The organism is Bacillus sp. NP247 (assembly GCF_018966865.1).
In the GTDB taxonomy this organism is placed as follows: Bacteria; Bacillota; Bacilli; order Bacillales; family Bacillaceae_G; genus Bacillus_A.
Genome location: NZ_CP076653.1, coordinates 12,432 through 37,002 on the forward strand (window position 1 = coordinate 12,432; position 24,571 = coordinate 37,002).

At 32.7% G+C, this 24,571-nt stretch carries 19 protein-coding genes, 1 pseudogene and 1 riboswitch; of the genes and pseudogenes, 3 read left to right on the forward strand and 17 right to left on the reverse strand.

Features of this window, described 5'->3' with window-relative positions; genetic code table 11:
- Positions 1–86: 86 nt before the first annotated feature.
- The 9 genes from KPL75_RS00080 to KPL75_RS00120 all read right to left on the reverse strand — a co-directional run bounded on the left by KPL75_RS00080 (position 87) and on the right by KPL75_RS00120 (position 11,603).
- On the reverse strand, positions 87–566 hold the full coding sequence (locus KPL75_RS00080) for a homoserine dehydrogenase (RefSeq protein ID WP_219918842.1): 480 nt from the start codon (positions 564–566) through the stop codon (positions 87–89).
- Between the two features lie 244 nt (positions 567–810).
- Positions 811–1,869, reverse strand: coding sequence for a glycosyltransferase (locus KPL75_RS00085; protein ID WP_375141041.1), 1,059 nt, complete (start codon positions 1,867–1,869; stop codon positions 811–813).
- Between the two features lie 229 nt (positions 1,870–2,098).
- A complete protein-coding gene (locus KPL75_RS00090) occupies positions 2,099–2,866 on the reverse strand; it encodes a DUF3959 family protein (RefSeq protein WP_219918844.1) in 768 nt (255 codons plus the stop codon).
- Between the two features lie 210 nt (positions 2,867–3,076).
- On the reverse strand, positions 3,077–5,458 hold the full coding sequence (locus tag KPL75_RS00095) for a pPIWI_RE module domain-containing protein (protein WP_219918847.1): 2,382 nt from the start codon (positions 5,456–5,458) through the stop codon (positions 3,077–3,079).
- Between the two features lie 330 nt (positions 5,459–5,788).
- A complete protein-coding gene (gene tenA, locus KPL75_RS00100) occupies positions 5,789–6,478 on the reverse strand; it encodes a thiaminase II (protein WP_219918850.1) in 690 nt (229 codons plus the stop codon).
- 128 nt (positions 6,479–6,606) lie between these two features.
- Positions 6,607–6,712: riboswitch (TPP riboswitch) on the reverse strand.
- Positions 6,713–6,785: 73 nt separating this feature from the next.
- Positions 6,786–7,700: a D-alanine--D-alanine ligase gene (gene ddlB, locus KPL75_RS00105; protein ID WP_219918852.1), complete on the reverse strand. Its 915-nt coding sequence runs from the start codon at positions 7,698–7,700 to the stop codon at positions 6,786–6,788.
- 4 nt (positions 7,701–7,704) lie between these two features.
- On the reverse strand, positions 7,705–9,153 hold the full coding sequence (locus KPL75_RS00110) for a MocR-like pyridoxine biosynthesis transcription factor PdxR (RefSeq protein WP_219918854.1): 1,449 nt from the start codon (positions 9,151–9,153) through the stop codon (positions 7,705–7,707).
- A 96-nt stretch (positions 9,154–9,249) separates the two neighbouring features.
- Complete coding sequence (locus tag KPL75_RS00115) at positions 9,250–10,275, reverse strand: homoserine dehydrogenase (RefSeq protein WP_219918856.1); 1,026 nt, start codon at positions 10,273–10,275, stop codon at positions 9,250–9,252.
- 86 nt (positions 10,276–10,361) lie between these two features.
- On the reverse strand, positions 10,362–11,603 hold the full coding sequence (locus KPL75_RS00120) for an esterase/lipase family protein (RefSeq protein ID WP_219918859.1): 1,242 nt from the start codon (positions 11,601–11,603) through the stop codon (positions 10,362–10,364).
- Between the two features lie 278 nt (positions 11,604–11,881).
- Here KPL75_RS00120 and KPL75_RS00125 point away from each other — a divergent pair, with 278 nt between their 5' ends.
- Positions 11,882–12,223: a DUF3914 domain-containing protein gene (locus KPL75_RS00125; RefSeq protein WP_219918861.1), complete on the forward strand. Its 342-nt coding sequence runs from the start codon at positions 11,882–11,884 to the stop codon at positions 12,221–12,223.
- Between the two features lie 76 nt (positions 12,224–12,299).
- On the opposite strand, the gene KPL75_RS00130 is transcribed toward KPL75_RS00125, so the two are convergent.
- From KPL75_RS00130 to abc-f, 6 genes are all read right to left on the reverse strand, one after another.
- Positions 12,300–12,983 carry a lipoprotein BA_5634 family protein gene (locus KPL75_RS00130; RefSeq protein WP_204210118.1) on the reverse strand — a complete coding sequence of 228 codons (684 nt, stop codon included), beginning with the start codon at positions 12,981–12,983 and terminating at the stop codon, positions 12,300–12,302.
- Between the two features lie 53 nt (positions 12,984–13,036).
- Positions 13,037–14,968 (reverse strand): ABC transporter permease, encoded by a 1,932-nt coding sequence (locus KPL75_RS00135; RefSeq protein ID WP_219918864.1) that lies wholly within the window; start codon positions 14,966–14,968, stop codon positions 13,037–13,039.
- Entirely contained in the window at positions 14,943–15,713 is a 771-nt protein-coding gene (locus tag KPL75_RS00140; RefSeq protein WP_219918866.1) for an ABC transporter ATP-binding protein, read from the reverse strand. Before KPL75_RS00140 ends, KPL75_RS00135 begins: the two co-directional genes overlap by 26 nt.
- Before the next feature lie 317 nt (positions 15,714–16,030).
- Positions 16,031–16,525 (reverse strand): DUF3267 domain-containing protein, encoded by a 495-nt coding sequence (locus tag KPL75_RS00145; RefSeq protein ID WP_219921044.1) that lies wholly within the window; start codon positions 16,523–16,525, stop codon positions 16,031–16,033.
- 486 nt (positions 16,526–17,011) lie between these two features.
- On the reverse strand, positions 17,012–17,605 hold the full coding sequence (locus KPL75_RS00150; protein ID WP_219918868.1) for a GNAT family N-acetyltransferase: 594 nt from the start codon (positions 17,603–17,605) through the stop codon (positions 17,012–17,014).
- Between the two features lie 20 nt (positions 17,606–17,625).
- The gene (gene abc-f / locus KPL75_RS00155; RefSeq protein ID WP_219918871.1) at positions 17,626–19,254 is read right to left on the reverse strand and encodes a ribosomal protection-like ABC-F family protein; all 1,629 of its coding nucleotides are present in this window, start codon (positions 19,252–19,254) and stop codon (positions 17,626–17,628) included.
- Between the two features lie 494 nt (positions 19,255–19,748).
- On the opposite strand from abc-f, the gene KPL75_RS00160 reads away from it, so the two are divergent.
- Positions 19,749–20,738 carry an aldo/keto reductase family protein gene (locus KPL75_RS00160; RefSeq protein WP_219918873.1) on the forward strand — a complete coding sequence of 330 codons (990 nt, stop codon included), beginning with the start codon at positions 19,749–19,751 and terminating at the stop codon, positions 20,736–20,738.
- A 76-nt stretch (positions 20,739–20,814) separates the two neighbouring features.
- Here KPL75_RS00160 and KPL75_RS00165 read toward each other — a convergent pair whose 3' ends face one another.
- Both KPL75_RS00165 and KPL75_RS27625 read right to left on the reverse strand, forming a co-directional pair.
- Complete coding sequence (locus KPL75_RS00165; protein WP_219918875.1) at positions 20,815–21,714, reverse strand: LysR substrate-binding domain-containing protein; 900 nt, start codon at positions 21,712–21,714, stop codon at positions 20,815–20,817.
- Between the two features lie 63 nt (positions 21,715–21,777).
- Positions 21,778–22,007, reverse strand: a pseudogene (locus KPL75_RS27625) (deaminase); the annotation flags it as partial.
- Between the two features lie 384 nt (positions 22,008–22,391).
- Between KPL75_RS27625 and KPL75_RS00170 the strand changes: the two are divergent.
- Positions 22,392–24,281: a YVTN family beta-propeller repeat protein gene (locus KPL75_RS00170; protein WP_219918878.1), complete on the forward strand. Its 1,890-nt coding sequence runs from the start codon at positions 22,392–22,394 to the stop codon at positions 24,279–24,281.
- Positions 24,282–24,571 lie beyond the last annotated feature (290 nt).

Here is a 24,571-nt window from a genome sequence, read left to right on the forward strand (position 1 = left end):
TCTTATTATACAAGAAATACCCTATCGAATAGACTTTTTTAAGTGTCTATTCGATAGGGTACAGTTTAGTGAGTGTCCTTTTTTCTTTATGTAAGTGAACATACAGATAACATTAATCCTCCAAATGTCACTGTTCCTAGTAACCCCAATACAACTCCTGTTAAACAAACACAATCAGCAAGACAAATTGAAGATTGCGATAATGGAACAAATGACCTACTTGTGCTCGATCCATAATGTTTTATTTTTTCATAATTTATATCCAACATTAAATGTAGACATGATACACAACCCTCAATAGTTTGAAGAGATTCATTTTCTAACCGCTCCAATAACTTGTTATTTAAAGCAAATGGTAGAGGGTACTGCTTATCTAATTTTATATTTTGATAAATTAATAGCAAACGAGATAGCATACTATTTTTCTTTTTTTCAGATGCAGCTGTACCTTTCATATTATGAAATTCATTTAATAACAGCGTCAATTCATCTCTGTTACCGTATAAATCCCTAGCTATTCTTCTCTTTAGTTTGTACGAATGGATAATAGATTTAATTTCAATCATTTAATTACACTTCCTAATTAAATATTATTTCCCCTTATAGATAAAAAGCACTTTCAAATCCTATTAACAATACACTCAAACATCTTAATTTACTATCGATTATCATTACATGAACCTTACATAGTTGTAATAATTTCTTTAGTTACTTACCAACCCGAAGCAATCCATCCTCATAATTAATATTGTGTATATCACTATAGAAAATGTAATCATTAATAAAAATTACTTGACTTAATTTGCTTAATTAACCCTTCTCTTTACTTTGTAATAAAGTATTAAAATATTGCTGGTTATATATTACCGCTGGATGATTAGGTATATAATTTGCTGCTAATTCATTATAATATAACGCCTTATCATAGTTTCCTAAATGGCTGTAGCACAAGCTTATATGGAAATATGGAACCCAATTGTAACTTGCGGGGTTATAAAGTATCGCCTCGTTAGGATATGTAATTTTCGTGGCTGCTAAATACCAGCGAATTGCTTCTTTATATTTTTTTTGTTCCATCATGACATGCCCTATCCCAACACAAATTTCCCCTCTTGGATTCCCGTATTGAAAAGCCCTTGTAAAAGTTTCTAATGCTTTATCCCACTTTTGAAGTTGCATATAACAATACGCTAAGTTTCCGCACACGTAAATATTTCCTTCTCCCCATTTTTCTTTACTATCTAATACTTTTTTATAAAATTGAATTGCCTGATCATACCTTTGCTGAAACATACATTCATTCGCATAATTGAACCAATCTGTAAGCGTAACTTCTTCTGTCTCAATTATGGATTGGAGAATTTTAAAATTCTGATTAATTCTTGGTTTTTCTTTACAATGAGTAATAGTTATATCCGTGTGCAACAAATTTCCTTCAACTTGTATAAATTCGTGCACTTTGTTAATCCATTGAAAATTTCTTGAGCGATTAACAAGCCTATAACGTGTTGTAATATACATTGGCTCCATACTTAATCCAGTATTTAAATGATAAAACATTAATACCGCGTCAATATCATCATCCATTTCTTGTTTTAAATTTAAAAATTTCTGCTGATCCTTTTCAAATAAAACATCATCAGCATCCAACCATAAAATATAATCTTTTTTCGCTTTAGAAAATGAAAAATTTCTGGCCGCTGCAAAATTATCATTCCACTTATAATCATAAATGTTAGTTGTATACTTTCGAACAATATCTTTAGTTCTATCTGTAGATCCAGTATCTACAATAACTATTTCATCAACTATATGTTTTACTGAATCTAGACACCTTGCGATAACTTGCTCTTCATCTTTTACAATCATGCATAAACTAATTGTTATTTCGGTCAAGATAATCCCTCCTCCTAATGTATTATATGATCGAAAAAGAAATTATCTTCACAAATACCTACCTCAAGATATACATGAAGTTATTATTTAATTGACTAATACTTCTAAAAATGTGCATACGCAATCTATATTTAATTACATAAAAAACCCCTTAATGATTTATCAATTTTACGATAAATCATTAAGGGGTTAGTGAAATTTATTATGCATTATACCTATTTTTTCGGCGTTCCATCCTAGTTTGTCCTTGAACAGTACTTTCTTTATATTGATCTATTTGCTCTGCCATTTCATATGTTACAACTGGTTCTTCGTTATTACGCTCATGCATTATTTCTGGCGTTTTACGTTTAGAACCTTTTCCACCAAACTTAAATAATTTCATCTTAAATTTCGGTAATCTTGGAAAGCGGATCTTAAATGATAGCCTTTTACGTTTCTTTTTTTGTTTAAATAGATTTGTATTTTCTTTATTATTATCTTGCTCTTTTCGATGTATTAACGTCGCAAGTAATCCACCTAATATAAGTCCTCCAACCAAGAGTAGAAGATATACGTAATTGCTTGTCATTAAGCTCGTCATACGCTCAAGTATGACTAACGACTGTACTTCTTTTATATCCCATAATAAAGCTGCCCATAATGAGAATAAACCTAAAGTAAGCCCGTATGTACGAAAGCGGAATATACAAGGTATTAAAGCGATACAAGCGGCAATTTTGGCATTTGCTATTATAGCACTTGTTGAAATATCCTGATTCCAAATAACTAACAGTAGTGTTATAAATGGTGCATATGCTATCCAGCTACATATACGTGAATATATCTTTTTCGCAAAGTAACTACCGAAACTAGTAAAAAATAAAAGTCCTCCAATATATAAAGATTGTTCAAGAGGGATTTGCTTTAACATTCCTGCAATTGGAAAGAGGCCGCTCAGTAGCATTAATAATACATCTAATTTCTTCACAATTCCCCATTCCTTTCAAATTTTCTTTTCAATTAATAAAAATCGCTTTTCCATATGATGTAGTTTTTGTATTTCTAAAAAACATCTTAATCCTGTATGTAAATAAAGTAAATACGTAAAAGAAAAGATACATGACAAAGGATAGCCTTATTTACATGAAAAAATGACAAATCCTGCTCATTATTACTAGCAGGATTTGTATACTATTATTTATATTAATATCAATGCATCTTCTTTTTCTAAAATTATTACATCTTCATCTAATTCGTCATTGGATTCTTTAAACTCCCTTGAATCAATATCGGTAGTATAATTTTTAATTAATTTAGCCATATGCATTACATGCGTATTATGAATATTTTGTTCCGAGAGCAAGGTTGATTTACAGCACATGTAATGTATCATTTTGGCGATTTCTTCTCTTTCTTCAGATTTTACACCAAACGGGATAACTTCGAGTATGTACTGCTGTACTATCTCATTACAATTTAATTCGCATGCAGCCGTGCTATAGTAAATTCCCATTTGATCTACAAATAATCTCGTTTCATCCATAACATATTCTTGGTCTCTAACAATATAGTTCGGTACATCTGAGTTAGTATTAATTCTAATTATGTTTATATCCTCTTTAAAATTCGAGATTATTTCAGGTGAAACCCCAATATTAACGCTTTCATTTTGCAATTCCTCTATCCAATATTTCCTCATATTTGCATCTGCAATAAAATAAACTTCTTTATTTTGTTTATGTGCATCTTGCGAAATTTCAATTAATGTTTCTGACATAAATTGTTTAAAACTGACTCCTATATCATTCCTTTTTGATGGTTGTGGTAAAAACACTTTATTATTACCTATATTTAATAAAGTATGATCAATTGTGCCCCATTCTTCTTGACCATATAATTTATATACTATTTCTCTCCCATTTATTTTTGAAAAAATAGGTAAGAAATCATATTTAGACATTTTCTCAATTGATAAATTTACAATTATCCCCGGTAATTTTATCTTATTCCAACTACGCTTTAAGAACCCCTTTTGTTCTAACAGACTAAGAATGGCATTAATAATTTCTTTTTTTGATACACTTTGTCCAATAAATAAATTAATAAATGCTGAAATACGTTCCGTTCGAGCGAAGCCTTCCCGAATAATTTGCTTTGGATTAATTTTTTCGCGACCATCACAATTTTTTATTGCAATTAATGCTAATTTCATTTCATTTTGCTCACCTGCCGTAGCATGTACAGCTTTTACGACATCGTCTACTAGTTTCTTTTTGTTTTTATGGCTATATTGCATTCTATATGGATTTTGTAACACGTTTCCAATGTTATATCTTACTATTTTTAACAACACTGGATTGTCTGCATTTAATACATAGGGGGAATCACCATTTTGAGCTAAAACTATTTTGCTATCTAATAACGCTTGTTCTATTTCTATTACTATATCATCTGACCATACTTCTAACGTAATTGAGTCTAATCCCTTTGGGGCAAATAAAGGTAATAACTCATTCTCATTATTAGTTAATACCTTTTCACATTCTGGAAGTAATGTGAAATATGGGAATATTTGTTGGAATTCATTAAAAAGTTCCACTTTTTCTCTTACTTTTATACCAAATTTTATTTTTGTTCCTTGAACTTTATATATATTTTCGTTATATGGAAGAAGCACTCTTACATTAGTTCCTCTAATATACTCTTTCGGACATTGGAGAATTTGCTCTAATTTAACCTCTCCCCCTATCCTATAATCATCTTTTAAGTTTCTAAAACGTTTAATCCACTTTATTCCTTTTTCAGCTTGTTGCACTTTTAACTTTACAAATCTTTGCTTTTTATTATTTGATTCAAATTCAGGAGTTGAAATCAGTATTTGGCTCCGCTTTCGCCCTAAAAGTATAGAGATATCTTTATGATTATATTGTTGATAAAACCTCCTAATCCCTACAGATACTTTTAATAGCGGAATATTCTCACCTCCACGAGTTACGTATTCAAACCGATATACATAAGCAAAATAATCATGTGTTTCTTCATCTTTAATTGGCTCAGACATCGCTTCAGAAACATATTGTGATCGCAGTGGCGAAAAATATATTTCTTCTTCATTCTTATTTTCCATACGTAAAGGCTTTTCGCAAAAAATATGAGTAATTAAAGCTGGTACCCATTTAGAAAACGTTTTTTTATCATGTAATACTGGTAAATTACTAATTAAGTCATACTGCCATTCTAAATGTGGTGGATCTATTAATTTATTCGGTTTCCAATCATGAATAACCTCATACCAGCTTTGGAAAATATAGTCTAACTGTTCTTGTTTCATTGGTTCTTTTGCTACAATCCAGGGCGTATCTTCCCTTAATATATATGGATTATGCTGAATGAATAATATATCAGAAAACATTTCATACAATCTTTCATTTAAAAGTTTTAATTTGCTCGTTAATAAAAATGTTCTATAATGTATCTCTACAATCTCAAGCCATTCAATAGGAAAATAAATATACGATACTTTCTCATTATAGAGGGGTTCTACTATATTTTTAAATGCTAATAACCGTAATTTTTCCATATTATTAATACTTCCTCTCTTAATTTATATTGATTATGAATAATACTAGAAAAGATACTAATTTTTTAAAGCATAAACGAATCAAATTTAAACCAAGCACATTGACGGAAATAACTAGATTGAATTTGAATATTTTAATAATATATTATTAAAATCTAATTAATAAAAAGTTACTATTAACATATAATTACCTCCTTATGTTACTCTGTATATTACAAAATCATTATAATACATTATTAATTTTTTTATCTATGATTTACAAAAAAATTACAGAAACTAAATATAATAAAAGGTATCACCTCTTGATATAGCGATACCTTTTATATACTCTTATCCAATTACATTTTTTACGTCTGTATTCACTGGCCATTTTTCTAAAGTATAAGCCATTTCCCAAAATGAATATTCATATTGACTACTAATAATGAAATGCTGTTTCATACGCTTCCGATCAGACTCTGTCACTTGTTCAGCGATAGCATCTAATCGTGTAATTTGCTCTTCAACTAAAGTACGGAACCAATCAGATCCATAAGCAGAAATCCACTCTTTATAAATTGGCTCTTCTGGCTGACACTCTTTTAAACGTTCACCAATTTCATAATATAGCCAATAGCAAGGTAAAATAGCTGCAATAATATCCCCTAAATGACCTTCATACGCAGCACGATACATATGTGAAGTATACGCATATGCAGTTGGTGCAGGGATAAAATTATCTTTTTCTTCTTTCGTAATTCCTAATTTCTTTGCGAAATTCTCATGTAATGATAATTCTGCTTCATATGTATTTTGAGCATGGTGCGCCATGCGAGCTGTCGTTTCTAATTCAAGAGCCTTTGCAGCTCCTAAAGTTTGTACTCTAGCAAAATGACTTAAATAATATGAATCTTGAAGTACGTAATAACGAAAACTTGCCAAATCTAACGTACCTTCACCAAGTTTTTTTACAAAAGGATGATGAAAACTTGCTTCCCAAATAGAATCTACTTCTTTACGTAATGTTTGTGAAAAAGTCATTTAAATTCCTCCAATAATGTATAAAATATACGTATTTATCCACAGTTATTAAACCCGTAAAACAAAAAAAAACTTTCTTTACAGGCGTAAAGAAAGTGAAATAGACAATATTAATGTATTCTTTAAATATAATCGTCTTCCCACTTCCCTACGCTGGTATTAACCAGATCAGGTACTAAGAGTCTCAAAATTACATTTGATCTCAGCCTACAAAAGGCCCCCCTAGTGGATAAATATTTAGTTGTCGTATTGTAATTATCATAGCATACTTCGTGGAACTATCAAAATTTTTAATTGTACACTTATCTTAAAAACCTTCTTCTTTCCTTACTTTTAATGAAGTTTCAATTATCATATCTAATAGTTTACTATAATTAATCCCCGCAGCATCTGCACTTTTTGGCAGTAAACTTGATTGTGTCATCCCTGGTAATGTATTAACCTCCATTACATATGGAATTCCGTCCTTCACCATCATATCTACCCTTGCATAAACACTACATTTTAATGCTTTATAACAAGCTAATGACGCTTTATTTACACGTTCCTGTATTTCAGCTGGAAGTTCAATAACTTCTTCAATTGTACTAACATCATCGTATTTTGCATTGTAGTCGAAAAACTCAGCTGCATGTCGAATTGAAACGACAGGTAACTGTTTACCATCAAAAATTGAACATGTAATCTCGTCACCTTTTATATACTTTTCAATTACCACTTCAGAATCCCATTCAAATACAGTTTCCAGCATTGAGATCAATTCATTTTTATTATTGACAATCTTTACGCCAACACTCGAGCCGCCAGAGTTTGGTTTTACCACTAATGGAAATCCTAACTTATCTAAATCATCAAGTTTTAGATCCTCCATTTTTGTAAGTTCAATCCAATCTGGTGTTTCTACTCCTTCATAACGTAAAATCTTTTTCGAAATATTTTTATCCATACATATACCGCTAGATAACATATTGCTGCCGCTATATGGAATACCTAAACTCTCAAGCGTCCCTTGAACCGTACCATCTTCTCCGTATTTTCCGTGTAATGCTAGCAATGCAAAATCAATGTCTTTCGCTTTTTCAATTAAATCCATTTTTTCATTTAACGTAATTGGAACGATTTCATACTTATTTTCATCTAAATGTGCAATCATTTCATTCCCAGTCATAATTGATACTTGTTTTTCAGAGGATACTCCTCCCATAATAACGCCAATTCTCATTTTCTCAACTCCAAATTTCATTTTTTAAAGTTTCACCAATTATTTGAATCCCGCTAACTATTTCTTTTTCCTTCAAACGTGAAAATCCTAATCGGAATGTATTCGCTCCCTCTCCATCAGAATAAAAAACATCTCCAGGAGAAAACGTTACGCCTTTCTCATAACACTTTTGTAAAAGTGTGCGGGCGTGAATTTTTTCTTCCAACTCTATAAACAAATGAAGTCCACCATCTCCAGTCATCCTTTTAAACGGAATGTACTGATTGCAAGCCCCAACAGCTAACTCATATTTTTTCTTATAAACAGATCTTGCCTTTTTTAAATATTTTTCAAAATATCCTTCATGTAAATATTGAAACAGAACAGCTTGATCTAGCGTAGATGTGTGAATGGTTCTTGCTCTTTTAACACTTTCTAAATAATGAATCAGTTCTTTATCTGCAATAATCCACCCTACACGTAAACCAGGGAAAAGTACCTTCGAAAAGCTACTAATATAAATCACATTATTACCAGCCCCAGCAAAAGTTAATAACGGCGCTAAATGTGAACCTGAATAACGTAATTCTTCATTGAACCCGTCCTCTATAATAGGAACCTTATATTTCGAAAATAGCCTCATCAATTCCGTTCTTTTCTCCGAACTCGTAACAATACCAGTTGGATTATGATAAGAAGGAATTAAATACGCAAAATCAAAATCCTTTTCATGTAAACTTTTTTCTACTTCAGTCGTATCAATACCATCATCATTCATATCTATCCCATGAACTTCAAGCCCATGTAATCGAAAAAGTTTCAATGCAGCATGGTGAGTTGGATTCTCACAAATAACACGCCCTGATTTCTTCGATAAGGAAGATAGTACAATATCTAATCCTTCTGTAAATCCATTTGTAATTAAAATATCTTTGTTCGAAATATCTACACCTTTCATTTCCATGTAATGAAGTAGATAATTCATTAACGGTCGATAACCTTTTGCATATCCGTAGTTCAATACGATATCCCCTTCAATGGACATACGAGTAAGAAAAGCTCTTTTGAAATTTTCAACATCAAATAGCTTTTCGTCCGGGGCTATACTATTAAAAACAATCATTCCTTTTTCCCAGCGAACACCATGTTTCATTAAATCTAATTCATCCGCTAATGTGGTAACTGTATTAAGTTTATTTTTCCAATCTATTTCAACAGACGAGGTGTTACTTATATCCACCTTCGCAACGAAATTTCCTTTTCCTTTAACTGCATAAATGAGCCCTTCTTGTTCTAAATCCGCATAAGCAGAGAGTACTGTATTTCTGCTCACCGATAATAATTCACTCAGTTCCCTTGTTGATGGGATTTTTTGATCACCGAGCAAATGCCCTTTCATAATCATCTTTTTTAAATAATCCTTTAATTGAATATAAACGGGACGATCTTTTACAACTTTAAAATCTTTAAACAATTTCTTACCCCCTGCAATTATTTTTGCATATTTATTTCATTCTCAAAAGGTCCACTACATATGTATTTTTTAATAATAGCGGTACGGTCAGCAAACCTATAAATCCTTTCGATACAAATTGATTACATCTTTTAAAGCGGCTGCGGCTGCCCCTCTTGGATTTGAGGCCCCTCCAAGCGTTGTCACTTGCCCCATTGAATCCGTAAAGAACGTAATTCCTTTTTCGGTACCATTTATACTTGCTAATGGATGTTCTTTCTCTAAATTACAAGGTTGTACGCTAAGGTTTACTTTTCCATTATCATCTTTATTTGCTGATGCAATTAATTTAATAGTTTTATTTTGTTCCTTCGCATTTTGAATTTGGTGCGTTGTAACATGCTCTAATCCTTTTATTTGCATGTCTTTAAGTGCATAATCTGTTCCCATTAAACTATTCGTCAAAAGTAATAATTTACATGCGCTATCCATCCCGCTTATATCTAATAACGGGTTTGTCTCCGCAATTCCTTTATTTTGTGCTTCTTGCAACGCTTCTTCAAAAGTTTTATCTTCTTCATGCATTCTTGTAAGAATATAATTAGTTGTCCCGTTTAATATTCCTTCTATTTTTTCAATATTGCAGCCAGCTAAACTAAATTGTCCAATATCTAATGTCGGCAGTGCTGCGGCAGTTGCGCCACTATATCGAATTCGTACATTCGCCATTTTTGCTGCTTCCTTTATTTCTCTCCAGTTTGTAACAAGGGCACCTTTAGAAATTGCCACTATATCCATATGTTTCTCAATCGCTTGTTTTATATATTTTTTTCCCGGATTTCCATCTTTAAGATTTGTAACTGTTGATTCTACTAATACATTACCGTTTATGCTATTTGTTGCACGTTCCCCCGGATGATGTTCTATATATTTTTCAATTGCAGCAGTACCACCACCATACATCAATAAATGATGAATAGACAAACCTTCCTCATTATGTATTGCAATATTTCTACCTAATACGCCACTTACAACTAAATGAATTCCATATGTTTCATATATATATAAATATTTTTCGTTTAATAATTTTATAAACTCTCTTCCTACTGTCCCATATCCTGATAATACAACTTGAATTTTCATAATATCCCCCCATATTTTTCTACCAAATCCCTCTTTCAATATAATATAAAGCGCCCTCGAATTCCATCGAGAGCGCTTTATATTATCTATTTCGGTAACCGTGATAATTTTTCTGCAATTGTTCTATAAAACTCTTGAATATTAGAAAATCCTAACGTGTCTGAAACGCTTAGTCCTACCATATCGAGGTGGTCCCAATTTGCTTTCGTTTCGATATGATTCCATTTTCCAATCTGTAATGACTTATTATCATTTGCAGCAATATTAGACGAAGGCGCAATCATAGAATTTGTATTTACTACACCGTCATTTTGCCACCAAGAAGTATCTATTAATGGTCGATTCTCTTCATACCTTGCAAAGGAACCTAAGAAGAATGCATTACCCATTAACACTTTATTCATCGTTATATGAGGTAAATGTAAACCTGTTATAGGCGTTGCTTGTGATGCATGTCCACTATAGGATAAGTAATATACATCCGATTGCGTCTTTACCCAATAATTTAACTCTTTTGCACCATCAGTACTTAAATCCCATTGACTTATATCTTTTGTATTTTTCCAAATTGAACTATTTAGAATACGATCACTATATTGGAAAAAGGACTCTCCGGCATTCTTTTTTATACCCCATTGTTCCAATTTAAAATCATATAATGATAAATTATTGTTTCCTCCTAAACCTGCAGCTGTAATGAGTAAATCTTTAACAAACGGCAACAGAAGACTTCCGTCCGCAAGTGTTGTACCATTGTGAGGAGTTGCTAATGTTGTAACACTATGAACATACGATTTACCACCTTCAAATAGTGGTGATATCTTTGTGTTCGGATGATTTTCCACATGATTTTTTTCTTCATAACTTCCTTCTTTTAATAGCTGTACTAATGTTCTCGTCGTTTGTCCTCCCATACTATGCCCAACTAAATGAACTTTATTTATTTCACTCCAATTCGGTGCAAAACCACTATATGTTCTACCAAAACGATTATGCCCATGTTTCTCAGCATGTGCCGCACCATAATCTACTGTTCCACCGCTAATTTGCGCGTATAATTCACATGCACGGTCCCAATTACTAGAAACAGGGCCAACAGCAGCCGTATGAACTGTATAACCATTTCTTTTTAAGTCTTCCTGTATATCATGAACACCACCCCAATATTTTACCCCTAGCATTTCTTCTCTACCCCATCCAGCAAATCCATTCACTAAAATGATAGGATAATTATTTTGTTGTCTCTCTTCAGCGTAAGTTGTTTTCGCTGCGAATGAACAAACAGTCACTAATGTAAAAAAACATACTTTTAAAAATAACTTCCCCATACTTTTTCCTCCTAATTAAACGCTTTCATTTTTCTATGAAAAAGATTGACACAATCAGTTTTTAACTTAAACATAATGTAAAGTATTTTATATACGTTGTATATATAGAAAACATACACAAATGTTGATAAATATTAATTCAAGTAAATATTTACTTTTTACAATGCAACTTGTAAATCTGATTATTTGAATTTATAATTGAATGTAGTTTCCTCATGTTACATGGATTTAAAAATCATAAGAAAACTAATTTTATTGCTTGAAAAGGAGGAAAAAGCATGCAAATCGGATCAAACATTCATACATTAGCTCAACCTACTAAAATAACTCCATCTAATCTTGAACATAATACTATCTCTTCTACTAAACTTGAAGGTAAGAAAGCGAATGATCCTATCAAGTTCGATATTCGTTCATCTGAAAAAGAAATGAAACAGCCTGAGCATAAATTTAACGAATTAGATTTATGGAAGATGTTAAAGGATAAAGGTGTTCCTTTATGGATCATCCTTGAAATGCTACAAAAGTCTCGTAAAGAAAAAGAAGCTCAAAATAATTCAGTTCAAAATTCAAATACGATTGAAGAAACGAGTGAGACTCGATTAAATGAAGTAATGTAAAGCATAATATTTGATTGGTCTATAAACTAAAAAGAGTTCAAGGTTGATAAAGTTTTTATCAACCTTGAACTCTTTTTTAAGATTTTTCTCCAATCGTTACAAACTGAAAAGATACTTCTCCTTCCAAACCTTTAATTAGCCTTGTTACTTTGACATTTTCATTAACCAATGTATTATCTGTCGACATTTTAGGTTTTTCATCTCCTAAAGATTTTTTCAGATGAAGAAGGTGCATTTTCGTTTCATTTGCCTTTATTTCTTTATACACACTATTTTGTGCTACAATCACATACCATTGCGTTGGATATTTACGAGTGTTACCTATCCAAGCGTCACTATCGTATGAAACTGGAATCTCTTTTCCTTCTAATTCAATACTTTTCATATTCTTTTCGTCTTCATGTGTAAACAACAGCGAACCTTCTTTTGGGAATTTCGGTAACGTATCTATAATATAATTGGAGCCATTATCTCGTTTACGAAAAACTTTTTCTTTAATCAATGCTTGTGCTGTAGATTCATTTAAAATTAATACCTGTCCATTTCCAACTTTACCTTTTTTCACAGAAAACACTTCATTTTCTTTCGTAATTTCTTGATAACGATTAATAATTGGTGAAATTTTATTTTCATCTCCAATGATTAATAAACCGTTTGCAGGAAATGGATTTTCCTTTTTAGAGCATGCACTAAAACTTATTAAAAGTAGTATCGTTAACATAAAAATAGTTAAAGTTCTTTTCATCGCGTTTCCTTTCATCATACAGTTCATTTTTTCACATACTTTTGTGTAGTCTTACAAGCTACTATACTCTATTGCTCCATAACTTTATAAAGCTTTTGTAGGTAACGCCAACGAGTGATAAAGAAGTATAGAACTTGTATACATATAAATGAAATTAAAATAGTGATAGCGCTATTTATTATAGAAAAATTAACTAATTGTTGTAATGCCATATAAGCGACTACAGTATGAATCACTGCAATGATAATCGGTAAGAAGAACATTAATACTAACTGTCTCGTTACAACTTTTTTTAACTCTCGTTTACTTAATCCCATTTTCGAAATCATTTTATATTGTTGTTGATCACGGTCCAAGTCAGTATATAATCGGAAATAAATAAAACTAGCAGCAAATGTAAAGAAAACGATTCCGACTAAAACACTTGCCATAAGTAATAAACCATTCTTTTGCTTTGCCTCCAACAAGTTTAATGTTAAAGCTTCAAAGTAGAAATCTCTGTCCCTAAGATCTTTATCGAATACATTCTTTAATTGATTTGAAATCTCTTTCGTTTTTATCCAATCATCTACAACAAATCCGTAAGTACGATGTTGAATATTTTCATCTTTTGGATTACTCGTATGAGGAATTTCATCATACACATGATCTTGAACAGCAATATAAATACTACTAGGATCATGTGGTAAAACTAAATTTCCCACAGTTTTTTTCACACGAAATGTCTTTGTCCAATCTCCTTGAATGACTTCAATATTTTTTTTATAGTCACCATTTTTAAATTCTTGTTTTTGTGACACCCTCCCAGGGATTAGTAACATTTCATCTTCTTTTTCAATCGTTTCTTGTTGGTACCCGAGTGCTCTCGTAAGTTCGTTATATTCACTTAATTTCAATACATTTACGTTACTTTCTGTAAATTTATTTGAAGATGAAGCCATTCGGTACGGAATATTTGCATCCTCAAGACGTTTTTTTATAATAGAGAGATGTTTATCTACCAATTTGTTGTTTTCAGAGCTTTCATACAGAAATGTATATGGGTTTGTCATCCATACTAAATCCCTATTACCAAGAGCGGCTGTTGTACCGATTGCTGTAAATGCAACTGCTGAAATAATAGATACAATGAAAAACATCGTTGCGTTATCTTTCATACGGTAAATTAATTCTGAAAATGTTAATATATTTGTTCGCTTTAAAAAGAATGATTCACTCCTTTTAGCAAGATACAATATATACACGCTACACTGTGTATATAAAAAGTACGTTCCTATAATGACTAGAAGTACACCCATTCCAAGCGTAATAAAATTAGTACTTGGGATAAAGCGAAATACTGAAATATATCCATAGCCTATACTAATTAAAGAAAGTAGCGATAATAGAATAGAAGCTTTCGGTTCAGGCTTTGGCTTTTCCTCTGCTTGAATAAGTTCCACAAGTTCCGTTACTTTTATCATTTTAAAAGTAACAAGCGAAACAATTAAAAATAATAAAATAAATGTGATGACTGTTAATAATACCGCCTGCACTGGTATATAAAAAGGTAAACCATTACTAATCATTAATACACTTGCGCTTATCAATAACACTAGTTTAGAAAATATGAGTCCGATGAAAATCCCTATACAAATTGACCCAAGTCCAATTAACATATTTTCAATTAATAATAATTTCTTAAGCTGCCTCATTGACATTCCTTGCATCATTAAAATGCCAAATTCTTTCTTACGTGTTTTTAAAAATGAACTAACTGAATATAGAATGAAGAAAAATGAAAATACAAAAATCAAGCCTTGCGAAATTGTAAATCCTAATGTTCCAAATGCACTTATTGTTGCACTTGTCGATTTTAATTCCCCTTGTAAATCAGGATGAAATAATAAAAGGGCATACGTAAAGAAAATCATAATAGAAAATGCACAACTTAAAAAATGGGCAGCGTATGTACGCTTATTACGAAAAATATTATTAAATGCGAACTGACGAAAAGTCATGCCTTTTCCCTCCTAACAAAGAAAGGACATCCATAATCTTTTGATAAAAGGCTTGCCTGCTGTCACCGCAATAAATTTCATTATATAATTGACCATCTTTAATAAATATGACTCTGCTGCAAAAACTCGCTGCATAAGGATCATGTGTAACTAACATCATCGTTGCTTTTTCTTCTTTATTAAGAGTATCTAGCATCTCCATTACATCATTTGAAGATTTAGAGTCTAAATTCCCTGTTGGTTCATCTGCAAGTAATAATTGCGGTTTATGAACGATAGCACGAGCGATTGCTGTTCTTTGAGCCTGACCCCCTGATATTTCAAACGTTCTTTTACTCAATATATCTGTAATGTTTAACTTCTCTGTAATTTCTTCCACTCGTCTATTCATTTCTTGCACAGAAACACCATCTAATGTCATCGGCAATACGATGTTTTCTTTTACAGTAAGTGTGCTAAGAAGATTAAATGATTGAAAAACAAATCCTAATTGTTTCCTGCGGAATAACGCTAAATCTTCTGATGATAATTGGAAAGGATTTGTGCCATTAATTAAAATTTCTCCCGATGATGGAGAATCAATAGTAGATACCATATTCAATAACGTTGTTTTCCCACTACCTGACGGGCCCATAATTCCTACAAATTCACCTTCTTGAATTGATAAATCAATATCCACCAATGCTTTAAAAGGTATTTTCCCTTTATATACTTTACTAATACTTTTTGCATGTAAAATTTCCATTTATATTCTCCCTTCATTTCCACTGCTCACTATAAAGTGTAAATGAATTGTCTTATAGCACATATTGATTCATCTTTCATTTATCTTACACGCTTGTAAGATTTCTAAAAAAACTGATAACAAACCTATTTTCAAGTTATAATCGATGTATATCTATCTTATAATATTTGCATTGTGGTATGAAATACAATGCTATTTATTTCTAATTTTTATTAATATAAGAAAAAAGACCGATTGCTTTATCGGTCTTTTACTTTCAAGTATCATATTTCAACTAATTCCTTTAGTTAAAATATATTTGAGTAACCCTATTAATACTATTTCACTTGATAATATCCTCTGCAAAAAACTGAGTTTTTCGGTTTAATTGCAATAAAAAATGAATTGTAGATATCTGAGGCGGAGATAAATGTGTTCATCCAACATATAAATAACATGATTGATTTCATATTTCCTGATACATAAAACGACATAACAGCAGGGACTACCGATAATACAATAATAGGCAAGCTCATAAAGACCCAAAATCTCGCTTTGGATAGTATTGCATTTGTATTTAGCCAAAAAAATATTCCACTACACGTTAAGCTAATATCACCTTTTTTATTTATGACCAAAATGTGTAGACATTCGTGAATGATAAAGACAAAAATACCAATTATGATAAGATAAAATATATTAATATGAGTGAAACCTATTTCAAAGAAATAGGGTATTAGAAAAATGATTATCTGAAGTAGATATACAAACTTCATATAATGTTTTCGATACCAATTATTCTGTATAAAAGGAGTCCATTCTGAAAAATCCATACTTATTTGTGGTAAGTGACGAAACCAAATTATGATATGCGTCTCCTCCTTCATTTAGACCATTTCATAGTTTAAACATTTTATCCACTAGCATTCAACCGTAAGTTTTATATGCACCCCTTCACTAGACTTACCAACACTTTTTGTTGACTAAGACCAAATTCTTCTTTATACCATCCCACTTTTCCCGTGCATTCTTCTACTTGAGCTTAAAGTGATTCAATTGTAGAATGTTTTGAGTGAGAAAGTGGTGTTTTCATGGATAAATAAATTCGACAAAATTTTCCGAATTCCTTTTCATATATGATTTTTATAAAATGGTTCTCGCATGTACAGCTTAATGGACTTGTTTTGCTAAAAAATAAGTTCATTAAGAACCCATCCCAATTGCCTCTTTAATATGGTTAACTGGTACACTTGAATGTAAAAAAGCTCAGAGTTTTAACTCTAAGCTTTTTTACTGGTTTCATTGCATTATAGCTCCTTTTAAAGAGCAATATTTTTTATCCACTCTGATTTACTCAATAAATAATGATTATATAGTTGATTTTCTATCGTCTGTTGTCTCATATAAGTAAGCCCGCATTTTTCAATTACTTTATTTGATGGTACGTTGTTAATTAATGCAATTGCGTTAAGGGCATCAGCATTTGTATTTTCAAACAAATAGCCGATCAAGCCTTTTGTCGCTTGCGTTGCGTAACCTTTATTTTGATACTCACTTGAAATAGCATACATAATTTCTCTATTTGGTGAAGGGAGTTCTTCTTTAATACCCGTACAACACCAACCAATAAACTCATTTGTACTTGTAATAAATACCCCTAACTTTAAAGAATACTCTTCAACGTTTGATGTAAGTTTCACGGCATCAAAAAATGCTTTATTTTCTGGTACCTCATAATTTGTAACCCAATTAACTCGTTGTTCTTTTGTTGATTTCCAGTCTGGTAAAAACTTTTCTATTTCCGGTTGATTTGATATTTTATAAATGCTCTCCGCATCTTTCATAGTAAACTCTTGCAAGTATATATCTCCACAGTCTATTCTAAATAATTTAGTCGAACTCTCTTCTCCCATGTTAATCCCCCTTAATTACATTAAAGCGCCTTAATCTGTTTCGTAAGTTCTATAAATCGTTCATCAAGTTCTTTATATTCTTTATCGTTAAAAGTTAAAAAGCTTAATTTACCTAATACTTCTTGTCTCTCTGTTTCTAACGTTAAACGTAGCTCCTCAATATCATCTCTTGTTTTAATAGGTTTCTCTAGCTGCTTTTGTATCGTATGATTTGAAAACACAAGTTTCGTATTAGTTGTTTTCTCTAGAAAATATCGATCGTGAGAAACGATAACTAGTGTTCCATTATACTCCGCTAATGTATTTTCAAGCTGTTCACGTGAAGGAAGATCAAGGTGATTTGTCGGTTCATCTAAAATAAGTACATCTTTTTCATCTAAAATATAAGCCATTAACTTGCATTTTACTCGTTCCCCCATACTCATATGCTCAATCGGCTCTTTCCATTGAGAAGCTTGGAATCCTAAATGTTTCATTAAATTTTGGACTTTTCCTCTTTCTTCAAATGTCTCTTTAAAAAATAAATCTTCTGGTGTTTTATCCAGTGGTAAATCAAATACTTCTTGTGTTAAATAACCGATGTTTGCAGATGGTGAAATCCATACTTCTCCTTGTACAGTTTCCGTTCCCATAATCATCTTCAGTAATGTTGTTTTCCCGCTACCGTTTGGTCCAACAATCGCAACCTTCTCACCGTGCTGAATTGTAAAATTAACGTTTTCAAATAATGTTCGTCTATTAAATTCTTTCCTCAATTGTTTCACTTCTAAGAAGCGTTTTCCTACTTTTTTATTCGCTTGAATAGAAAACTCGACTGAATACTCTTCTTTCACACGTTCTACTTTCGTTTTCTCCAGCTCTTTTTCGAGACGTTTTCGTTTTGACTTCACTTGCGCATCCATTCGCTTCGCTTTTACACGATAAAACTCTTTAACTCCTTCTTGTTTTGTAGACTGTGCGTGTGCCTTTTGTGACCATGAACTTAATTCTTTTATATGTGTTTCTACTTGTTCTATCTTTTTTTGTTGTTTTTCATATTCACGCTGCTGCGTCAATCTTCTTTGCTCACGTGCTTTCATATAACTCGTATAATTACCGCTATGCTCAATTAGTTTCTTTTCCTCAATTGACCATATTTTCGTTGCGACAACATCTAAAAAGTATCGATCATGCGATACAACGATAACTGTGCCCTTCATATTTTTTATTTGTTTAATGAGAAATTCCGTACTCATCTCATCTAAATGATTTGTCGGTTCGTCTAATATTAATACGTTAGGGCTTTTAGCAAATCCTTTTGCTAGTCGAATTTTCAGCTTTTCACCACCACTTAAAGTATGAAAATCGTTCGTGGGCACGCCCCATTTCGCAAGAAGTTCTGCTTCTTTTGCAATCACATCATTACTAATAAAAGATTCCATTTCTTGTTCAACATATGCTGTTGTCATATTCATTTGATGCCATTCAACAATTCCTTTTGATGGCTCAATCTTCCCATTTATTAATTGAAGTAACGTTGATTTACCAGCACCATTTTTACCAATTAATCCGATTACATCCCCTTGTTTTACTGTTACATTCATTTTTTCTAACAAAGTATTTTCCTTTATTTCAACATACACATCATTTAATTTTAAAAGCTCTTTCATATTACCGATCCCTTTCATAAAGGGAGAAAAAAATCCTCCCAAAGTAATTTTGGCAGGATTAGTCATTACATTATTTATACCCAAATAAGCTATTACGCAAATCAAATAGCAATACCGTTGAATGGAATTGGGCAGACTAATCCTATTTTTTACAAATTGAAATTTATTTAATTTCAACATTTAAAAATAAGATTAGTTAATCATCGTCCACCCATCATTCCTTTCCGTCGTTAGTAACCATATTGTACCATAGTGGTATTGTATGCGTAAATATTATTATATGTACTGCAAAAAAAATTTCCCTCTTTGCACTTCATATCAATAAAACACAAGCTACATTTTCATGTTCTTCTTGCTTTAGATTTCCCAATCTATAAACTTCTATATACTCCTCCTTATATAATTTTTATATAAGTTTATCATCAATTATATATTATACATATTGAATTTCAGTTCTTATAATAAAGATATCATTTTTAAGGGGGCATTCTACAATGGAATTTAGCAAACTCGGAAACAGTGGATTAACAGTAAGTAAGATTGCATATGGGAACTGGATAAACCATGGTGGAAAAGTAAATGAAGATACTGCAAATGATTGTGTGAAAACCGCACTAGATGTCGGAATTACAACGTTCGATACTGCTGATGTTTATTCGGACACTATCGCTGAGGAAGTACTTGGCCGATCTTTAAAAGGTATACGCCGAGAAAGTATAGAACTATGTACAAAAGTATGTCATCCGACTGGACCTGGAAAAAATGATCGTGGGTTATCGCGAAAACATATTATAGAAAATTGTAATGCATCATTAAAACGGTTGCAGACAGACTACATTGATGTCTATTATGCACATAGATTTGATACAACAACTCCCCTTGAAGAAACGATGTTAGCTTTTGCTGATCTTGTAAGACAAGGTAAAGTCCTTTACTTAGGCGTAAGTGAGTGGACATCAGAACAAATCACCCGCGGTGCAGCACTTGCACGAGAATTGAACATTCCACTCATCGCTAGCCAACCTCAATATTCGATGTTGTGGCGAGTTATTGAAACTGATGTAATACCAACATGTCAACGTGAGGGACTTGGTCAAGTTGTTTGGTCTCCCCTTGCACAAGGTATTCTCACAGGAAAATATCAACCTGGTAAACCCTTGCCGAATCAATCACGTGCTAACTCTGATGCTGGTAAACCATTTTTTCAAAAACTCGTGCAACGTTGGATGAGTGATGATGTACTCACTGCAATTCAGAACCTTAATCCCATCGCGCAAGAAACTAATCTTACCTTATCTCAACTCGCTGTTGCTTGGGTACTACAAAATCCAGCTGTTTCCTCTGCAATTATTGGCGCATCAAATCCGGAGCAAATAAGAGAAAACGTAATTGCGTCTAGTGTTAAATTACAACCCGAAATTATGGATCAAATTGATGGTGTACTAAAAGGTTTCATTGAGTACGATCCGAGTAAAACAGGTTGAATCATCAGTGACTTTAAAATAAAAATAGAAGTTTCCCTTTCCAAATTCCCACTGCCCATCCTATCAAGATGGGCTTTTACTTTTCAAATTCAAATTGTGAAGTCGCATAAACCTCTCTAACAACAGTTAAAAAGTTCTCTAACACGACAGACTTTTCATCTTGTCTCCATCCAATATATAAATTTATTTTCGGTGTATTTTCTTGAATGTCTTTATACATGACACCCGATTTTTTATAACTTTCCACCGATGATGGAACGACAGAAATCCCCATTCCTGCTGCAACTAAATTCACAATCGTTTGCATTTGGATTGCCTCTTGAACAATATTTAAACTTACTCCATGTTCCCAAAAGTAACTAATAATTAAATCATAAAAGTTAGTACCGAAATGACGAGGAAATAAAATAAATGGTTCATCAACTAATGATTTCATTGAAATGTTAGGTAACGAAACTAAAGGATGATCTTGATGCAAAACTAATTTTAAACATTCTTCAGAACAAACTTCGGAAGCTAATATTTCATTATTCTGCTTGGAACGAATAAATCCAATATGAATTTGTTTTTCATAGAGCGCTTTTATTTGCTGGTCTGTTGTCATCTCACGTAATATGAGCTGTATTTTAGGAAAACGTTCTCGAAATTTTTTTAATATCTCTATAACGGTTTCTGTAGAATCGACAAAACCGATTATTAAATGTCCTACCTTCCCTTCATTCGCAAGCTGTGTTTCTTTAATGGTTCTATCTACTTGAAGCAACGTTTGCCGTGCACCTTCTAAAAATATTTTCCCCGCGTCAGTAAGTTCAACCATTCTTTTTGTTCGATGAAAAAGTTGAACGCCTAATTCTTCTTCCAACTTTCGAATTTCTTGGCTTAAAGGCGGTTGTGCCATCATAAGACGTTCTGCCGCACGACTAAAGTTTAATTCTTCTGCCACTGTTATGAAATATCTCATTTTTCGAATATCCATTTCAAGCCCCCTATCATTCGCAACTTATAAAGGATTCTATTTTATTACTACAAATCATTTAGCTGAAAATAGCGAATTTTTCATTTTTGTATCAAACATTGCTTGTCCTGCATTGCGAATAGCATCTATCGCTGCATGAGCTGTTACGTCTTTTTTGTGGATGCACTCTATTTCGGCCTTTTACAATGACATTATAATTTTCATCAATAATAACTGCTCCTACTGGATATATGTTTTCTTTTAGCGCCTTTTCTGGCTATCTCCAAAAATAATCTGTCTCTCTCAAGATTCATATAAGTCCCCACCTTCTTAGTTGAAAACGCTTTACAAAATATCCCTTTAATTGAAACGTTAACTTCCTCTGGCAATAAAACTACTACAAAATGAAATTTAACTTTGACTGCTTTGGAGTATCTTCTCATAATTCAAATGAACTATTTCTAACTTTATAACAATTGCTTTCCCTCCGATGATTGCGTTATCCCATCAATACCTAAATACTGGATTTATCTTCATAAGAACTTCTCATTTTTTTCACATATACTTTAAAAAAGGAAACCATTTTTGAATCTCCTACATTAAATAATTATTAACACGCAAATATTTCCAACAAAAAACAAATCTAAACTCCAAAGAAGAATTTTATAATGAAATAAGTTTGCGAAAGGAAGTTTTTTATGAGTTCTAACAAAAAATCCAAGTCATCGGATCCGTGTGAAAAATTCCAACAACCTTGTTTTTCTTTTGTTTCCTCTTGTGATAACAATAATTGTTGCACACCTGTTTTCTTTTCGTTTGCTCAACAACAAGAATTATTACAAGTACTAAGCTTGTTAAATCAAGCTATTCTTTCCTTTTTCACAAAACCCAATCTGACAACTGCACACGTTCTTCAATCAGCGTTACAAGCAGTATATGATTTATTAACAACAGTACATCCAAATACTCCCCAAAAAGAATTAGTTCTACAAACCATACAAAAATTAATCAGTTCCATACCCAATGCATCTCTCACTCAAATATCAGCATTATTCCAATTTCTATTCAAAAACTTGTCTTCTCTTATTAGTTGTTCAAATATATCGACTCCCTTGTTACAGCAGATATTTAACTTAATTTTACAAGGAGTCTTGAATAGTTCACTATTAAGCATTACTGGACCGACTGGACCGCAGGGTGTGCAAGGTATTCAGGGAACTGAAGGACCCGAAGGACCTACTGGATCACAAGGCGTGCAAGGTATTCAGGGAACTGAAGGACCTACTGGACCTACTGGATCACAAGGTGTGCAAGGTATTCAGGGAACTGAAGGACCTGAAGGACCTACTGGACCACAAGGCGTGCAAGGTATTCAGGGAGTTCCTGGGCCGCCAGGACCTACTGGTTCGGGGACAGGAATGGGAGTTCCTGGGCCGCCAGGACCTACTGGACCACAAGGTGTGCAAGGTATTCAGGGAACTGAAGGGCCCGAAGGACCTACTGGATCACAAGGTGTGCAAGGTATTCAAGGACCTGAAGGACCTGAAGGACCTACTGGATCACAAGGCGTGCAAGGTATTCAGGGAACTGAAGGACCTGAAGGACCTATTGGACCACAAGGCGTGCAAGGTATTCAAGGGCCACCAGGAGAATGTGAGTGCCCAACTGGTCCTGTATGTAATTTCCTTGTTTATGCTACAAACGCCGGAGCCATTGATGATCCAACAAATGATACTGTTTCTGTTATTAATTCTGGTACAAATACAGTTGTCGCTACTATTACTGTAGGAAATGCTCCACTTGAAGTAGCAGTATCACCTAATGGGACTCGTGCTTATGTTTCAAACATTTTTTCTAATACTGTTTCTGTTATTGATACCGCAACCAACACAGTTGTTACTACCATTCCTGTTGGAATCAATCCAATTGGTGTAGCTGTTTCTCCAGATGGAACAACTGTTTATATTGGAAATCATGGTAGTAATACTGTTTCTGTTATTAATGCCGCAACCAACGCAGTTGTTGCTACTATCCCTGTTGGAATCAATCCACAAGGAATCACATTTAATCCCATTGGTACTCTTGCTTATGTTGCAAACGAATTAAGTAATACAATTTCCGTTATTGATACTGCTACCAATACAGTTATCGCTACTATCCCTGTCGGCATCCGCCCTAGAATAATTGTCTTTACACCAGATGGAACTCTTGCTTACGTCACAAATCAAGCTAGTAATACTGTTTCTGTTATTGATACTTTTACTGATACAGTTATTACTACAATTAACGTAGGCGTCGAGCCTGTTGGTATAGCTATTACACCGGATGGAACTCGGATTTACGTTGTGAATAAAGTTAGTAATACTGTTTCTGTAATAAGTACGTTGACAAACACTGTAATTGATATCATTCCTGTTGCACTATCTCCTGATCAAGTAACCATCATACCAGATGGGACTCGTGCCTATGTTACAAATCAAGCTAGCAATACTGTTTCTGTTATTGATATTATTACTAATACCGTTATCGATACTATCCCAGTAGGTACTGCTCCAACTGGGATAGCAACCGGAACTATTTGCGAATAATATAAAGAACAGAGAGACACGGATGGTTTTTATTAGTATCGATGTGGTATGCTATATTCTTTCTTTAACTACGTTTGAACAACTATAGTAAAACTTAATATTCTGTCAAATACAAGGGTGACATGATTGTATTTCTCCACTCTCCCTTGAAGATGAGCAATTAGCTTTTGCTAGTTGCTCTTTTTCTTATTAGCCCTGTTACTATTTAATAAGGTAAGCATATAATATGGATATAGGACACGTTCACTCATATGTCCTCACATTGAAAGAGGGTATTTTTTATTACATAT

Bases quoted from the DNA above. Each gene is read 5' to 3' on its own strand.
- abc-f (WP_219918871.1), bottom strand. From the start codon at position 19,254: ATGAAAGAGCTTTTAAAATTAAATGATGTGTATGTTGAAATAAAGGAA.
- KPL75_RS00120 (WP_219918859.1), bottom strand. From the start codon at position 11,603: ATGGGGAAGTTATTTTTAAAAGTATGTTTTTTTACATTAGTGACTGTT.
- KPL75_RS00125 (WP_219918861.1), top strand. From the start codon at position 11,882: ATGCAAATCGGATCAAACATTCATACATTAGCTCAACCTACTAAAATA.
- KPL75_RS00080 (WP_219918842.1), bottom strand. From the start codon at position 566: ATGATTGAAATTAAATCTATTATCCATTCGTACAAACTAAAGAGAAGA.
- KPL75_RS00170 (WP_219918878.1), top strand. From the start codon at position 22,392: ATGAGTTCTAACAAAAAATCCAAGTCATCGGATCCGTGTGAAAAATTC.
- KPL75_RS00085 (WP_375141041.1), bottom strand. From the start codon at position 1,869: ATGATTGTAAAAGATGAAGAGCAAGTTATCGCAAGGTGTCTAGATTCA.
- KPL75_RS00130 (WP_204210118.1), bottom strand. From the start codon at position 12,983: ATGAAAGGAAACGCGATGAAAAGAACTTTAACTATTTTTATGTTAACG.
- tenA (WP_219918850.1), bottom strand. From the start codon at position 6,478: ATGACTTTTTCACAAACATTACGTAAAGAAGTAGATTCTATTTGGGAA.
- KPL75_RS00145 (WP_219921044.1), bottom strand. From the start codon at position 16,525: ATGGATTTTTCAGAATGGACTCCTTTTATACAGAATAATTGGTATCGA.
- KPL75_RS00165 (WP_219918875.1), bottom strand. From the start codon at position 21,714: ATGGATATTCGAAAAATGAGATATTTCATAACAGTGGCAGAAGAATTA.
- KPL75_RS00160 (WP_219918873.1), top strand. From the start codon at position 19,749: ATGGAATTTAGCAAACTCGGAAACAGTGGATTAACAGTAAGTAAGATT.
- KPL75_RS00115 (WP_219918856.1), bottom strand. From the start codon at position 10,275: ATGAAAATTCAAGTTGTATTATCAGGATATGGGACAGTAGGAAGAGAG.
- KPL75_RS00140 (WP_219918866.1), bottom strand. From the start codon at position 15,713: ATGGAAATTTTACATGCAAAAAGTATTAGTAAAGTATATAAAGGGAAA.
- KPL75_RS00095 (WP_219918847.1), bottom strand. From the start codon at position 5,458: ATGGAAAAATTACGGTTATTAGCATTTAAAAATATAGTAGAACCCCTC.
- KPL75_RS00135 (WP_219918864.1), bottom strand. From the start codon at position 14,968: ATGACTTTTCGTCAGTTCGCATTTAATAATATTTTTCGTAATAAGCGT.
- ddlB (WP_219918852.1), bottom strand. From the start codon at position 7,700: ATGAGAATTGGCGTTATTATGGGAGGAGTATCCTCTGAAAAACAAGTA.
- KPL75_RS00150 (WP_219918868.1), bottom strand. From the start codon at position 17,605: ATGGGAGAAGAGAGTTCGACTAAATTATTTAGAATAGACTGTGGAGAT.